We start from the raw sequence: 13,130 nt of genomic DNA, 5'->3' as shown, positions 1-13,130 counted from the left end.
GGGGCGCCGGTGAAACGGCTCGACCTCGTTGTCGGCCCGAACGGCGCTGGCAAGTCGACGTTCATCGCGTTCACCTTGGCGCCGGTGTTGCCGCGCAGCGTGTTCGTCAACGCCGACGAGATCGCAAAACAGCGTTGGCCCGACGACCCCCTCGGGCACGCCTACGACGCGGCGCGCGTCGCGGCAGACACCCGCGCCAAGCTCATCGAGGCCGGAGCGTCGTTCATCGCCGAGACCGTCTTCTCCCATCCGTCAAAGCTGGACCTGATCCGCTCGGCCCACAATGCGGGCTACACCGTCGCCCTGCATGTGGTGCTGATTCCGGAGGATCTCGCCGTCGAGCGCGTAAAGCGGCGAGTCCTCCACGGCGGTCACGACGTCCCCGAGGACAAGATCCGCGAACGACACCGCCGACTGTGGCAGTTGGTGGCCGAAGCGATTCCCATGGCGGACAGCGCCACTGTCTACGACAACTCCCGGCGCGAGGGGCCCCGCATCGTCGCGCAGTTCACGGCGGGCGCGGTCATCGGCGCTGCGAAGTGGCCGACGTGGGCATCCGAGGAGCTGGTCAGTCGATGGCCTGCTGCCGGCGCCCGCTAACGCCACCACGGTGCCCACCGATATCAGAAACATGACCTTGTTCCGCGTGGGTGGTGTGCTCGCCGCCGCCCTGACGGCGCCCTTGTTGGCCCTGCCCACAGCCCAGGCCGACGCGTTTGCGCAACTCGAGTCCGTGCCGGTGGTCGCCTCCCCCACGTGCGGCGGCACCGTCAGCGCCGAGGCCCAGGCGACGCCGGTCCAGATCGGCAATCGGGTCGACGACGGTGTCCGCGTCGCGATCCACTACGACGCCGGCGTCTACGACGGTTCCTGCTCGCTCACCGTCGCGGCCGAGTGGCGGAACCTGGACACGGGAGCCACTGGACGCGGGGACATCACCGCGGTGTCGACGATCGACGGGCACTACGGGTTCATCGGCTACGCCAACTCCACCTTCGATACGGGCCGTGGCACGGTCGTCGTCACCCTGAGTTCACACCCGGGTGCCGAAATGCGGATCACGGCGTAGCACCGGCGGCGGCGCTCAGGTGTCGGTGTCCAGCGGGCGACCCAGGTGGTGGCCCATGCGCATCTCGTAGTCGCCGGGTTGATTGCGTCCGGCGGCCAGTGCCGCTGCGCTTCGGCGCTTGGAGCCTGGCCACTGGAACGACGACATGTAGATCTCCAGCGAGGACAGCATGTCCTCCGGTGACGGCGCGGTGTGTCGGTTGATCTGCTGCTTCACCGCCGCGATGGATTCCTTGTCATAGGAGGCGATCCGGTGGGCGAGGGTGTCGACGAACGTGTCGAGGTCCTTGTCGTCGACGGCGCGGTTCACCCACCCATACCGCTCGGCCAGTTGACCCGGGTAGTCGTCGCTCGACAGCGCCACCTCCAACGCCCGAGCCCGTCCCATCAGGCGCGGAAGATGCTCCAGCCCACCACCTCCGGGCAGGTTTCCACTGGCCGTCTCGGGTTGGCCGAACAGCGCACGTTCGCTCGCGAACCTCATGTCCATCGCAAGGGTCAGCTCGCTGCCGATTCCGCGCACCCGTCCCCGGATCTTGGCGATCGACGCCACAGGAAGGTGCGTCAGTCGCGTGCTGGTGTCGATCGTCAGCGGATAACCAGTCACCCCCAGATCCTTCGGGGTCTCCGCGACGCGCGAGGTGTCGTAGTGGTTCAGGAAATAGTGCGGATTGGCCGAGTCGAACACCACCACCCGCAGCTCCCGTGCCGCAGTCATCTCATCGATCAGCTCGGGCAGTTCGACGAGCATCTCCGGGGTCACGAGGTTGATCGGCGGGTTGTCGAACGTCACCCGCCAGAGTCGCTCATCGTCCGCGGTGACTGAAAAATGGCTCCATTGATCCGTTTTCATCCGCTCGCTCCCTCTGACCACGACAGAGACAGATTCGAACGTACGCGCACCTCACACGGTTGACAGTGTGTGAGCGGATTCTGTTCGGCGCGGGCGGATCGCGGCTAGGCTGCGCGCTGAGACCGCCGACGACGGGGAGCCGATTCAGGATGAGCCGCCGATCCCTGACGACGGCGATCTGCGCAATGCTGGTGGTCGCAGGTCTGTACCCGGCCCCCGCCGCTGACGCTGTCGTCGGCGACGTCACCGGGGCGGTCGACATCGGAGCGGGCCGCAGCATGTTCGTCGCGTGCCGCGGGACCGGCTCGCCGACGGTGATCCTGATGTCCGGCAAAGGCAACGGAGCCGAGGACTGGTTGCAGGTGCTCGCCCCCGACGACCCCGCCCACGACAGCCCAGGCGACGACCTGCCCTGGGGATTCGGCGAACTCATCCGCAGCCAGGACGCCGTGCTGCCGTCGGCCGCGCGGTTCACCCGCGTCTGCGCCTACGACCGGCCTGACGTCCGCTTCGAGGGCGCCGACCTCACCACACCCCGCAGCCAACCGCACTCCGTGGACCTGGACGTGGCAGACCTCGATGCCCTGCTCACCGCCGTCGGGGCCGAGGGGCCCTCTGTCCTCGTCGCACACTCCTATTCGGGGGTCGTGGCCACGCTGTTCACCCGAACCCAACCGGAGAAGGTGGCAGGCCTGGTGATGGTGGACGCGCTGAGCGAACACATGGCCGATGTCATCAGCCCCGCCCAACTCGACAACTGGGACGCCAGCAATGCGGCGACCTCACCACAGGTCGCCGAAGGAGTCCGGGTCATCGATGCGTTCCAGCAGATCGACGCGGCGCCCGCGATGCCGGCGATACCCGCTGTGGCGCTGGCGGTCGACAAGCCCTGGCGCACCGACCTGCTGCCACCGGAGTCGTTGAGTTCCGAGCAGGTCACCTTCGAGGACTGGCGGGCAGGCCAGGATCGCCTGGCGACATCCCTTGGAGTGGAACTGATCACCGCCACCGACAGCGGCCACGACATCTACCTGTACAACCCGAGCCTGGTGGTCGACGCGATCGAGCGGGTCGTCGAGGAGTTCCGCGCGGGCGTCTGATCGCGCCCCATCCGTTCGGGTAGTGGATTACGCGCGGTCGCAGAGTGTCCAGAACTGACACTCGACCGGTACGCGGTTGACCACAACGCACGGAGGTGCACCATGACATTGATCTCGCTGTTCTCGAACAAGTTCCAAGACCACTTCGTCGTCCTGCGAGGCGGCTTCGCCGACATCGCCACTATCGCCACCGATCAGGACCGCGAGGACGCGACGATCAACTGGACGGGCTCAGGGCTGGTGCTGGGCCCCGGCGGGACGTTCGGCGGATTCGGCCAGAAGGGCCAACTGCGGCGCGGCTCCACCCCTCCCGGGTTCCTGACGATGATCGCCACCTTCGACGGAAACCGCATACACGAGAAGTTCTTTGACGGCATCGTGGACCCGGAGCGCAAAGCCGAAGTTCTGCGAGATTCGACCTTCATTCTCGAAAAGGGACTCATCGACCCGAACCAGGTCTCCTTCCGTTGGGCGGAGTCGAGCGACATCTACATCGTGCAGAGGAACTTCCAACTGTTCGCCCAGCGAGCGGTGACTCCCGACGACTTCCAGGCAGCGACCTTCAGGATGACCAACCCGCTCAACGCGCAGAATCAATAGACATGACATCGGTGGCGGTGTTGGGCGGCGGTGTCGGTGGACTGAGTGCCGCGCACGAACTCATCGAACGCGGCTTCGCGGTGACCGTGTACGAGAAGCGGGAGGATTTCGGCGGGAAGGCCCGCTCGATGCCGGTGCCCGACTCGGGCACCGGTGGCCGAGAGCATCTGCCCGCCGAACACGGATTCCGCTTCTTCCCCGGCTTCTACCGGCATCTGCCCGACACGATGTCACGGATTCCGGATGGTTCGCAGAACGTGGCTGACCATCTGGTGTCCGCGACGCGGATCCTGCTGGCGCAGGCGGACGGCCGCAACGAACTGGTCAGCGCCTCACAGGCGCCCACGTCATTCGACGACCTCGCGGTCATGATCCGATTCCTCCACCAGTTCGGTGCTGAAGTCGGCGTTCCGCCAGCGGAATTGGCACTGTTCTCGGAAAGGCTCCTCACGCTGCTCACCTCCTGCGACGAGCGGCGCCTCGAGCAGTGGGAAAAGATGAGTTGGTGGGACTACACCGGCGCCGAGCAGCGCTCGCCGGCGTTCCAGAAGTTCCTCGCCGACGGCCTGACGCGTACCCTCGTCGCCGCGCGGGCCCGTGAGATGTCGGCCCGCACGGGTGGGTTGACCCTCTGCCAGCTGCTTTTCGACCTCGTGCGCGTCGGTGGGCGGGTCGACCGCGTCCTGGACGGCCCGACGAGCGAGGTCTGGATCGACCCGTGGATCGCCCATCTGAAACGCTCCGGCGTGGTCTTCCGGAACGACCGTGAGGTGGCTGGAATCGACTGCGACGGCCGCCGGATCACGGGCGTGACGATCTCGGGATCGGGTGGCTCAGAACGGATCATCGCCGATCACTATGTGGCGGCGCTGCCGGTCGAGCGGTTGCGGCTGCTGCTCTCCCCCGCCCTTCGCCGCGCTGAGCCTCGACTGGCCGCGCTGCCGCGACTGGTCGTGCGCTGGATGAACGGCGTGATGTTCTACCTCGACCAAGATGTACCCCTTGAGCATGGGCACGCGATCTTCATCGACTCCGAGTGGGCGCTGACCGCGATCTCGCAGGCACAGTTCTGGCCCGACGTCGACCTCACCGAGCGTGGCGACGGACGTGTGGAAGGCATTCTCTCGGTGGATGTCTCGGAGTGGGACCGGCCCGGCCGACGGACCGGAAAGGTGGCGATGGCATGTTCAAAAGAGGAGATCCGCGCCGAGGTGTGGGGCCAACTGATCGACCACATCGATGACGGTTCGCTGGACGAGGACAACGTGGTCACCTGGTTTCTGGATCCGGCGATCGAGTTCCCGAACCCGGCTGCGGCCACCAACCTCGAACCGCTGCTCGTCAACACCGCGGGCTCATGGCAGGACCGCCCGGAGGCGGTCACGCGAATCCCGAACTTCTTCCTGGCGGCCGACTTCGTTCGGACACACACGGATCTGGCGACCATGGAGGGTGCCAACGAAGCGGCGCGGCGGGCAGTCAACGGCATCCTCGCCGCGACCCGCTCGGACTCGCCGCCGTGTCGGCTGTGGACGCTGCGGGAACCGGCCGCGCTGGCACCGTTCCGCGCCCTGGACCGGCTGCGGTGGCGCGCGGGCCGGCGGGCGGCGAAGGCGCCAGTGCGGGTCAGCGCCGATGGCGAACTGCAACCGAGTGGACCGATTGCCCGCGGCCTGCTCGCGGCGTCCCGGCGCATTCGTTAAGTGCCGCACACCGTTCCAATAGTACATATTTCGATGTATAGTCGGCCTCATGGCCATCGCAGCCCTGATTCTCTACCTGGTCTTCGGTGCACTCGGCTTCGGCTGGCGCAGCTGGACCCAGTACAGGCACACCGGCTCAACGGGATTCCGCGGCATCTACGGAAAACCCGGATCGCTGGAGTGGTGCGCCGGCGCCGGCTTCATCGCCGCGATCGTCGTGGGAGTCGCCGCCCCCGCGCTGCAGCTGCTCGGCGTCCTCACGCCCGTCGCGGCCCTGCACACACCGTGGCTCCAGGGCTTCGGTACCGCACTGGCCGTTGCCGGAATCGCGGCGACGCTCTACGCCCAGCGGGATATGGGTGAATCCTGGCGCATCGGCGTCGATCCCGGCGAGACCACAACATTGGTCCGACACGGGGTGTTCGGCGTGGTACGAAATCCGATCTTCACGGCGATGCTGATCTTCGCCGCCGGCGTCGCCCTGATGACACCAAACCCACTGGCGCTCACTGGTTTTGCCGTGCTGCTGGCGACGATCGAGCTTCAGGTGCGTGTCGTCGAAGAGCCGTATCTGCTTCACACCCACGGCCAGGCCTACCGCGACTACCGCGCGTCGGTGGGGCGCTTCGTTCCCGGCATGGGGCGCAACTGAGGGCAGGGACTGTCAGAGTTCGTCGACGGCCTTGGCCCACTGGCCCAACAGGTCAGGACAGTAGGCGCCCAACGAGTACCCGCCCACGCGACCGGCGGACTGCTGATCCCAGCCCTCCCCCATCACAGACGAGACCACTTCGACGAGTCCATCAGTGTGGGGACTTGCGGCACTCCGCATGAGTAATCGGCTACCCGCGCCAACGCGCGGCGATCACACCTCGGGGGCGCCGGCCTCCGGAGTTCCGGCCTCGGGCTGGGCCTTGGCCTGCTTGCGCTGCGCGAGCTGATACTTCACCAGCGCGACCAAAGCCTTCGGGTTGCGGGCGAAGGCGCCTGCAGCCTGGAAGCCGACTTTGATCTTCTGGCCGACGGTGAGTTCCTGCTCTGGCGCCATTACTGCCCCTCCCTGGGATGTTGATCGACTCCGAACAATAGCCGGGCGGCTAGGAGCGTCCGCCCCTCAGGGTGCCGACGAGGTGGTCTACTCCAATCAGAAGGCGCTATGGGTGTGCACCCGCTGGGGCAGGATCGTCGAACAGCGCGACTTCTACGAGGACACCCAGCGCCTGATCGACCTCGACCGACGGCTGCCGAGCCCCAGTTCGCGTACCTGACACACACGCCGAACCCTGCGACTCCGAAACGGCGCGACGTCACGCCTGTAGCGTGGCGGCCGTGAACTTCTCCCGTGTGTCTTCGCCCGTCGCGCTCGCGGCCTGTGCCGCAGCATTGACCATGTCGCTCGCCGCCTGCGGATCCGACAAGGAAAACGCAGCATCGGCCACGTCCTCATCGGCCGCCGAGCTGGTCTCCACCGAGACACCCGCCGCCGCCAGCGCCTGCCCCACGGCTGCGCCCGCGAGCGGCGGCACACCCGAGTGGACGCTGGCGGGCACCACCGGCAACGTCGCGGTCACCGGGTCCACCGACACCACGGCACCACTGGTCACGGTCGACGGGCCGTTCAGCGTGACCGAGACCCAGGTTCAGACGCTCAAGCCCGGCGACGGTCCCGTCGTGGCCGATACGGCCACGGTCCTGGTCTGCTACATGGGTGTCAACGGCCGTGACGGGTCGGTGTTCGACAGCAGTTACGACCGCGGCGCACCGGTCGACTTCCCGCTCACCGGCGTTGTGCCGGGTTTCCAGAAGGCCATCGCCGGCCAGAACGTCGGGTCGACCGTCGCGGTCGCGATGACCTCGGCCGACGGTTACCCCGAGGGTCAGCCGCGTGCCGGAATCCAGCCGGGCGACTCGCTGGTCTTCGCGATCAAGATTCTCGACGCCACCAGCTGACTCGCGTCGGCTCGGGCACCGGTGCGCTGACCCGTGCGGCGCTCGATGTTCCCGGCGTCCGCGTCACCGGCGTCGACCCCGCGCCGCACTACATCGACTACGCGCGTGACCACGTCGATGACGCACGCGTGCGCTTCGTGCTCGCCGACGCGCAGACGCTGGCCTTCCCGGCCGCTGGACATCGAGATGCCGTTCACCTCATTCGATGACTACTGGCAGGGATTCCTCGGCGGGCAGGGACCTGCCGGGGCCTTCACCGCTTCGCTGACGGACCCGCAGAGGGAAGCGCTCAAGTCTCGGCTGCGGGACTGCCTGTCGCCGTCGGAGGAAGGCCCACTCTGCGCGCGACTGCGTGGGCCGCACGCGGCGCGGTCCGGCCTCAGTGAGCCTGGGCCGCCTGCGGCAACTGCTTGGCGTCTGCCACGCTGATCGTGACTGCGGCGGTCACGATGCCGGTGACGATCCCGACGCCGGTGTCCAGGACGCGGTCGAGCGCGACGTGCGGTGCCAGTCCGGCCCCAAGCCCGGTGAGCAGCAGTGCCATCGGCGTCACCGCCACTGAGGTCAGCGCGTAGTTGACCGTCGAGGCGATCTCCGCCGCGACCTGGAAGACAACGATCGCCACCACAGCGCCCCAGTAACCCAGCGGCAACGCCAGCAGCGCGGCGGCCAGCAGCGCACCGCCGACATTGCCGAGCAGGCGCTGGATGCCTCGGTGGATCGCGACGTGATAGCCGATTCCCTGCATCGTGGCGACGGCGCCCATGGCGGCCCACATCGGATGGTCCAAGCCGAGGCCGATCGCGATGGCGGCACCCGCCGCACCCGCGAGGCCGACCCGCACGGCCCGCGCCGCCAGGCTGCGATGAGGAGCTCGACGAAGCGTCACCCAGATCGATTCACGTTGCACCGCTGGTGATTCCGTTGATCCGGACGCACCGGTGATTGCCCGCCAAGCCAGCACGAAGAACCACGGGGCCATGGCGGCAACCACACCGATCACCGCCCCAGCGGCGGTCACGGCGACGGCCCGCGCCACATCACCAGTGTCGTGGGCAAAACTCTGCGCCCCGACGGCGCCGAACATAAACACCACCGCACCGGGCCCCACGATGTGCAGTGACCACACCAGATACGCGGCGGCACCGGCCAGCACGGAGATGACCGCGACCTCCACGACGACGGGGCATGCACCCACTCCCAGCACGGCGCCGATGCCGATCGCCGTCGTGATTCCGACACCCAGAACGAGGAGTCGGCCCAAGCGGACGGGGTACGGGTCCGGGCGGCAGAACGCCGAGACGAGCGCCCCCAACGCGGCGAAGCCGACAACATCGCGCTGACCGAGCAGGCCGCCGACGACAAACACCAGGGTCACTGCCAGTCCGACCCGCAGAGGAACCGCGAAACCCGCCCTGCGCACGTCGGTGCGGAGCACCCCGCGCCGCGCGTCGGCGGACACTGCGTGTCGAAGCGCGGTCCAGCCGTGGTCAAAGCGGGTCATGACGGGCGAGACAAGCACCGAGAAATTTTATCACTAATTTACTAGTGAACTATTTGGGCTTATCATCGTCCCGTGACCGACACCGTCGACCAGATCCGCCGCGAATGGGTGCAGACCCATCCACACGTCGACACCGCGCCCATCGAGGTCCTCGGACGCATCCAGCGGATCGCGTCGATCTGCAACCACCGCCTCGACGCCAATCTCGAGCCCCATGGCATCAGCCGCTCGGAGTTCAACGTTCTCAGCGCCCTGGCCCGGGCCGGCCGCCCCCTCCGCGCCAGTGAAGTCGTCTCGACCACGATGCTCAGCGGGGCGTCGATCACCAAGCTCACCGACGGCCTCGTCCGGCGGGGCCTGCTTGATCGGCAGAAGTCCGACCGCGACGGCCGGGTGGTACTGCTGGCCCTGACCGACGACGGCCGGACCGTCGTCGACGAGCAGCTGCCCCGCCGCCTGGCGGACGACGAACAGCTGATCGCCGGACTCACCGCCGACGAGCGCGAGACGCTCGCCGGCCTCCTGCGAAAGGTCTGCGCGGCCCTCGGCGATTGACGGCCGCTCAGTCCAGGTCGAACCGATCGTTGTTCATCACCTTGACCCACGCCGCGACGAAGTCCTCGACGAACTTGCCGCCGTTGTCGTCCTGGGCGTAGACCTCGGCGACAGCGCGCAGCACCGAGTTCGAGCCGAACACAAGGTCGTTCGCGGTGGCGGTCCACCTCGTCTGTCCCGTCGCGCGGTCACGGCCCTCGTAGACGTTCTCGGTAAGGCCCGACGGCTTCCACTCCGTGCTCATATCGAGCAGATTGCGGAAGAAGTCGTTGCTCAACGTCCCCGGCCGGTCGGTGAAGACACCGTGCTTGCTGCCGCCGTGATTGGCACCCAACGCGCGCAGACCACCCAGCAGCACGGTCATCTCGGGAGCGGTGAGGTCAAGGAAATACGCCTTGTCCACCAACAGCTGCTCCAGCTGCGCCTTCTCCCCGGGCCGGAAGTAGTTGCGGAACCCGTCGGCCTGCGTCTCCAGCACCGCGAACGAGTCGACGTCGGTCTCGGCCTGTGAGGCGTCGGTGCGTCCCGGCGCGAAGTGCACATCAATCTCGTACCCGCCGTCCTTGGCGGCCTTCTCGATCGCAGCGGAGCCCGCCAACACGATCAGGTCCGCCAAGGAGATCTTCTTGCCGCCGGAGGCCGAGGAGTTGAAGTCCTGCTGGATGCGTTCGAGAACCGGCAGCACCTTGGCCAGTTCGGACGGCTCGTTGACCTCCCAGTTGCGCTGCGGTTCCAGACGCAGCCGCGCCCCGTTCGCGCCGCCGCGTTTGTCAGTGCCCCGGAAACTCGCAGCCGAAGCCCATGCGGTCTTGACCAGCTGCGGCACCGACAACCCGGAGTCGAGCACCGTCGCCTTGAGCCCCTTGACGTCCTGCTCGTCGACCAGCGGGTGGTCGACTGCGGGCACCGGGTCCTGCCACAGCTGCGGCTCAGCCACCCACGGCCCGAGGTAGCGGCTGATCGGTCCCATATCGCGGTGCAGCAGCTTGTACCAGGCCTTCGCGAAGGCCACGTTGAGCTCCTCGGGATGGTCGAGCCATCGCCGGGTGATCGGACCGTAGATCGGGTCGACCCGCATCGAGACGTCGGTGACCAGCATCGTCGGCTTGCGCGGGGGTCCACCGAACGGATCGGGGATGATCGGCTCGGCGTCCTTGGCCTCGTACTGCCACGCGTCACCGGGGCTCTTGGTCAGTTCCCACTCGTAGCCGTACAGGATCTCGAGGTAGCTGTTGCTCCACTTGGTCGGCGTGGTGGTCCAGACGACCTCGAGCCCACTGGTGATGGTGTCGGGACCCTTGCCCGAGCCGAACGCACACTTCCAGCCCAGCCCCTGCTGCTCGATGGGCGCGGCCTCCGGCTCGGGTCCGACCAGATCACCGTCACCGGCGCCGTGCGTCTTGCCCAGCGTGTGGCCGCCGACGATCAGCGCGGCCGTCTCCTCGTCGTTCATGGCCATCCGGGCGAACGTCTCGCGGATGTCGTGAGCTGCGGCCAGCGGATCCGGTTTACCCTCGGGCCCTTCGGGATTCACATAGATCAGACCCATGGTGGTGGCGCCGAAGGGCTCGGCGAGCTTGCGGTCGGAGTCGTTGGTGCCGCCGTACCGCTTGTCGGTGCCCAGCCAGGTGTCCTCCTGTCCGAAGAGGACCTCTTCGGGCTCAAAGATGTCGTCGCGGCCGAAGCCGAAGCCGAACGTCTTGAACCCCGCGGACTCCAGGGCGACGTTGCCGGCGTACACGATCAGATCCGCCCAGGAGATCTTGTTGCCGTACTTCTGCTTGAGGGGCCACAGCAGTCGGCGCGACTTGTCCAGGCTGACGTTGTCGGGCCAGCTGTTGATGGGAGCGAAGCGCTGGGCGCCCTGACCGCCACCACCCCGGCCGTCGTGGATGCGGTACGTGCCGGCCGAGTGCCAGCTCATTCGGATGAACAGACCGGCATAGCTGCCGTAGTCGGCGGGCCACCAGTCCTGAGACGACGTCATCAACTCGAGCATGTCGGCGCGCAGCGCCTCGACGTCGAGCTTCTGAAACTCGTCTTTGTACCTGAAGTCCGCACCGAGCGGATTGCCCTTGGCCGGTTGGCGATGCAGCACTGACACGTCGACCTGTTCGGGCCACCAGTCCTTATTGGTCAGCGGCCCATGCGCCTTCGGTTTCGGGGAGTCGATCACCGGGTTCTCCGACTCACTGCCGCTGCTAGTGCCGGCGTCGGAGTGCGGGGGTCGGGCATCGGAGGTGTCAGTCACGTTCTTGCCTTTCATCGAGGGGTGACCGGGCTGCGATCACGGGTGATCAGGAACTTCGGACGGCTGAACATGCGGGACACAGTCCCCAGTAGATGACCTCGGCCTCGTCGATCTCGAACCCCCGGTCCTCGGAGGCCGTCAGGCACGGAGCCTCACCGACAGCGCAGTCGACGTCGGCGATGGTTCCGCAGGAGCGACACACCACGTGGTGGTGGTTGTCGCCGACTCGAGTCTCGTAACGCGCGAGCGATCCGCTCGGTTGGATGCGGCGGATCAGGCCCGCCGCGGTCAGGGCGTTGAGCGCGTCGTACACCGTCTGGTGCGAGACATCGGGCACATGGGTGCGTGCGGCCCGAATCACGGTCTCCGTGTCGGCGTGGGGATACTCGCTCACCGCGTGCAGCACCGCGAGCCTAGGCCGGGTGACCCGGAGTCCGGCCGCCCGCAACTTACCTGTGAATTCGAGGCCGTCAGCCATCCATTCGAGTGTGGACCGCAAGCTGGAGGGTATCAAGCCTTTACTGAAATTCGTTGCCGCCCAACAGTTCCACGAAGTCGAATATGGTTCGATATTCGGGTTTGAAATGGGGCGTGACGGGGTAGTGCGGCGCCCTCACCGCCGCCAGAACAGGTAGTGGGTGACTCCGCTGGGGCTCGGGACCACATCGACATGGAACCGGTCGCGAAGTTCGTCGGGCGACTCCCAGAGGCGCGACCCGGAGCCGATCTCGACCGGCGAGACCGCGACGTGCAGGGTGTCGACGAGGTCGAGGTCGAGGAACGAGCGGATGATGCTCGCCCCACCGCCGAGTCGTACATCCCGGCCGCACGCGGCGTCTTTCGCGCGGTCGAGAACGTGGGCCGGGTCCGCATCGACGAAGTGGAACGTGGTGTCTGACAGAGTGAACGACGGACGCTCATGATGGGTCATCACGAACACCGGGGTGTGGAACGGCGGTTCGTCACCCCACCACCCCAGCCATTCGTGGTCGAGCCAGGGCCCCCGTTGAGGCCCGAACTTGTTGCGTCCCATGATCTCAGCGCCGATGTTGTTGGCGAAGTCTCGGGTGAGATAGTCGTCGAGACCCCGACTTCCGCCGGGCTCCGTGCGGTTGGGCCAGCTGGCAGTCGCCCCGGCCCAGGCGAACATCGTCTCGGGGTCGACGTGGCCGAATGGGCGGGCGAGGCTTTGGTGCTCCCCTGCGCCGAAACCGTCCCGAGAGACATTGAAGTTCTGGACTTTGAGCAGCTGTGCCACGTGTTCCTCCTGGGTCTGGACTTCACATGTACAGACCCAGGACGGCGCCACGACTCATCGCGAGAGCGCGTTTCAATCGCCGCGGCCCTGACTATCCTCCCCCGTCCGCACGGAGAAGGGAACCGCGATGGGAAGACACAGACGCGAGGATTCCACGGGTCCAGAACCCGGCGAGGATCCCCCCGCACCCGGTCCCACCGACCAGGGCGGCAAGGGCGGCATGGCGACGCGCGAAGTGGCGCCCGAGATCGCCGAACCCAGCCGAAGCCAGGAAGAGCGGACTTAGGC

The 13,130-nt window shown here is 67.0% G+C and carries 18 protein-coding genes; 11 read left to right on the top strand and 7 right to left on the bottom strand.

The window, feature by feature from the left end; translation table 11 throughout:
* The first annotated feature begins 9 nt into the window (after positions 1-9).
* Both G6N34_RS11150 and G6N34_RS11145 read left to right on the top strand, forming a co-directional pair.
* A complete protein-coding gene (locus tag G6N34_RS11150; protein ID WP_085150992.1) occupies positions 10-600 on the top strand; it encodes an ATPase in 591 nt (196 codons plus the stop codon).
* Positions 601-631: 31 nt separating this feature from the next.
* Positions 632-1,069 (top strand): hypothetical protein, encoded by a 438-nt coding sequence (locus G6N34_RS11145; RefSeq protein WP_085150991.1) that lies wholly within the window; start codon positions 632-634, stop codon positions 1,067-1,069.
* A gap of 15 nt (positions 1,070-1,084) precedes the next feature.
* On the opposite strand, the gene G6N34_RS11140 is transcribed toward G6N34_RS11145, so the two are convergent.
* A complete protein-coding gene (locus G6N34_RS11140; protein ID WP_085150990.1) occupies positions 1,085-1,921 on the bottom strand; it encodes an enoyl-CoA hydratase/isomerase family protein in 837 nt (278 codons plus the stop codon).
* Positions 1,922-2,070: 149 nt separating this feature from the next.
* Between G6N34_RS11140 and G6N34_RS11135 the strand changes: the two genes are divergently transcribed.
* The 4 genes from G6N34_RS11135 to G6N34_RS11120 all read left to right on the top strand — a co-directional run bounded on the left by G6N34_RS11135 (position 2,071) and on the right by G6N34_RS11120 (position 5,976).
* The gene (locus tag G6N34_RS11135) at positions 2,071-3,021 is read left to right on the top strand and encodes an alpha/beta fold hydrolase (protein WP_085150989.1); all 951 of its coding nucleotides are present in this window, start codon (positions 2,071-2,073) and stop codon (positions 3,019-3,021) included.
* A 102-nt stretch (positions 3,022-3,123) separates the two neighbouring features.
* Positions 3,124-3,621 (top strand): AbfB domain-containing protein, encoded by a 498-nt coding sequence (locus G6N34_RS11130; protein WP_085150988.1) that lies wholly within the window; start codon positions 3,124-3,126, stop codon positions 3,619-3,621.
* 2 nt (positions 3,622-3,623) lie between these two features.
* Positions 3,624-5,324 (top strand): hydroxysqualene dehydroxylase, encoded by a 1,701-nt coding sequence (locus G6N34_RS11125; protein ID WP_085150987.1) that lies wholly within the window; start codon positions 3,624-3,626, stop codon positions 5,322-5,324.
* A gap of 49 nt (positions 5,325-5,373) precedes the next feature.
* Positions 5,374-5,976 (top strand): methyltransferase family protein, encoded by a 603-nt coding sequence (locus G6N34_RS11120; protein WP_085150986.1) that lies wholly within the window; start codon positions 5,374-5,376, stop codon positions 5,974-5,976.
* A 12-nt stretch (positions 5,977-5,988) separates the two neighbouring features.
* On the opposite strand, the gene G6N34_RS28275 is transcribed toward G6N34_RS11120, so the two are convergent.
* Both G6N34_RS28275 and G6N34_RS11115 read right to left on the bottom strand, forming a co-directional pair.
* The gene (locus G6N34_RS28275) at positions 5,989-6,114 is read right to left on the bottom strand and encodes a hypothetical protein (protein ID WP_264016974.1); all 126 of its coding nucleotides are present in this window, start codon (positions 6,112-6,114) and stop codon (positions 5,989-5,991) included.
* 75 nt (positions 6,115-6,189) lie between these two features.
* On the bottom strand, positions 6,190-6,372 hold the full coding sequence (locus G6N34_RS11115) for a hypothetical protein (RefSeq protein ID WP_085150985.1): 183 nt from the start codon (positions 6,370-6,372) through the stop codon (positions 6,190-6,192).
* A gap of 82 nt (positions 6,373-6,454) precedes the next feature.
* Between G6N34_RS11115 and G6N34_RS11110 the strand changes: the two genes are divergently transcribed.
* From G6N34_RS11110 to G6N34_RS28455, 3 genes are all read left to right on the top strand, one after another.
* Positions 6,455-6,592 carry a hypothetical protein gene (locus G6N34_RS11110; protein ID WP_234812824.1) on the top strand — a complete coding sequence of 46 codons (138 nt, stop codon included), beginning with the start codon at positions 6,455-6,457 and terminating at the stop codon, positions 6,590-6,592.
* Between the two features lie 61 nt (positions 6,593-6,653).
* Positions 6,654-7,274, top strand: coding sequence for an FKBP-type peptidyl-prolyl cis-trans isomerase (locus tag G6N34_RS11105; protein WP_179965743.1), 621 nt, complete (start codon positions 6,654-6,656; stop codon positions 7,272-7,274).
* The gene (locus G6N34_RS28455) at positions 7,271-7,483 is read left to right on the top strand and encodes a class I SAM-dependent methyltransferase (RefSeq protein WP_085150984.1); all 213 of its coding nucleotides are present in this window, start codon (positions 7,271-7,273) and stop codon (positions 7,481-7,483) included. The genes G6N34_RS11105 and G6N34_RS28455 overlap by 4 nt, the downstream gene beginning before the upstream one ends.
* Before the next feature lie 170 nt (positions 7,484-7,653).
* On the opposite strand, the gene G6N34_RS11095 is transcribed toward G6N34_RS28455, so the two are convergent.
* On the bottom strand, positions 7,654-8,778 hold the full coding sequence (locus G6N34_RS11095; RefSeq protein WP_085150983.1) for an FUSC family protein: 1,125 nt from the start codon (positions 8,776-8,778) through the stop codon (positions 7,654-7,656).
* Positions 8,779-8,850: 72 nt separating this feature from the next.
* On the opposite strand from G6N34_RS11095, the gene G6N34_RS11090 reads away from it, so the two are divergent.
* Positions 8,851-9,333, top strand: coding sequence for a MarR family winged helix-turn-helix transcriptional regulator (locus tag G6N34_RS11090; RefSeq protein ID WP_085150982.1), 483 nt, complete (start codon positions 8,851-8,853; stop codon positions 9,331-9,333).
* A gap of 7 nt (positions 9,334-9,340) precedes the next feature.
* Here the strand turns inward: G6N34_RS11090 and katG are convergent, their stop codons facing one another.
* The 3 genes from katG to G6N34_RS11075 all read right to left on the bottom strand — a co-directional run bounded on the left by katG (position 9,341) and on the right by G6N34_RS11075 (position 12,842).
* Positions 9,341-11,599 carry a catalase/peroxidase HPI gene (katG, locus tag G6N34_RS11085; protein ID WP_085150981.1) on the bottom strand — a complete coding sequence of 753 codons (2,259 nt, stop codon included), beginning with the start codon at positions 11,597-11,599 and terminating at the stop codon, positions 9,341-9,343.
* A 31-nt stretch (positions 11,600-11,630) separates the two neighbouring features.
* Positions 11,631-12,062 carry a Fur family transcriptional regulator gene (locus G6N34_RS11080; protein WP_085150980.1) on the bottom strand — a complete coding sequence of 144 codons (432 nt, stop codon included), beginning with the start codon at positions 12,060-12,062 and terminating at the stop codon, positions 11,631-11,633.
* A 135-nt stretch (positions 12,063-12,197) separates the two neighbouring features.
* Positions 12,198-12,842: a dihydrofolate reductase family protein gene (locus tag G6N34_RS11075; protein WP_085150979.1), complete on the bottom strand. Its 645-nt coding sequence runs from the start codon at positions 12,840-12,842 to the stop codon at positions 12,198-12,200.
* A gap of 127 nt (positions 12,843-12,969) precedes the next feature.
* On the opposite strand from G6N34_RS11075, the gene G6N34_RS27600 reads away from it, so the two are divergent.
* Positions 12,970-13,128, top strand: coding sequence for a hypothetical protein (locus G6N34_RS27600; RefSeq protein WP_165763645.1), 159 nt, complete (start codon positions 12,970-12,972; stop codon positions 13,126-13,128).
* Positions 13,129-13,130: the final 2 nt, after the last annotated feature.

It is taken from the genome of Mycolicibacterium confluentis, from assembly GCF_010729895.1.
Classification (GTDB): Bacteria; Actinomycetota; Actinomycetes; order Mycobacteriales; family Mycobacteriaceae; genus Mycobacterium; species Mycobacterium confluentis.
This window is presented reverse-complemented; position numbering and strand designations above follow the sequence as displayed.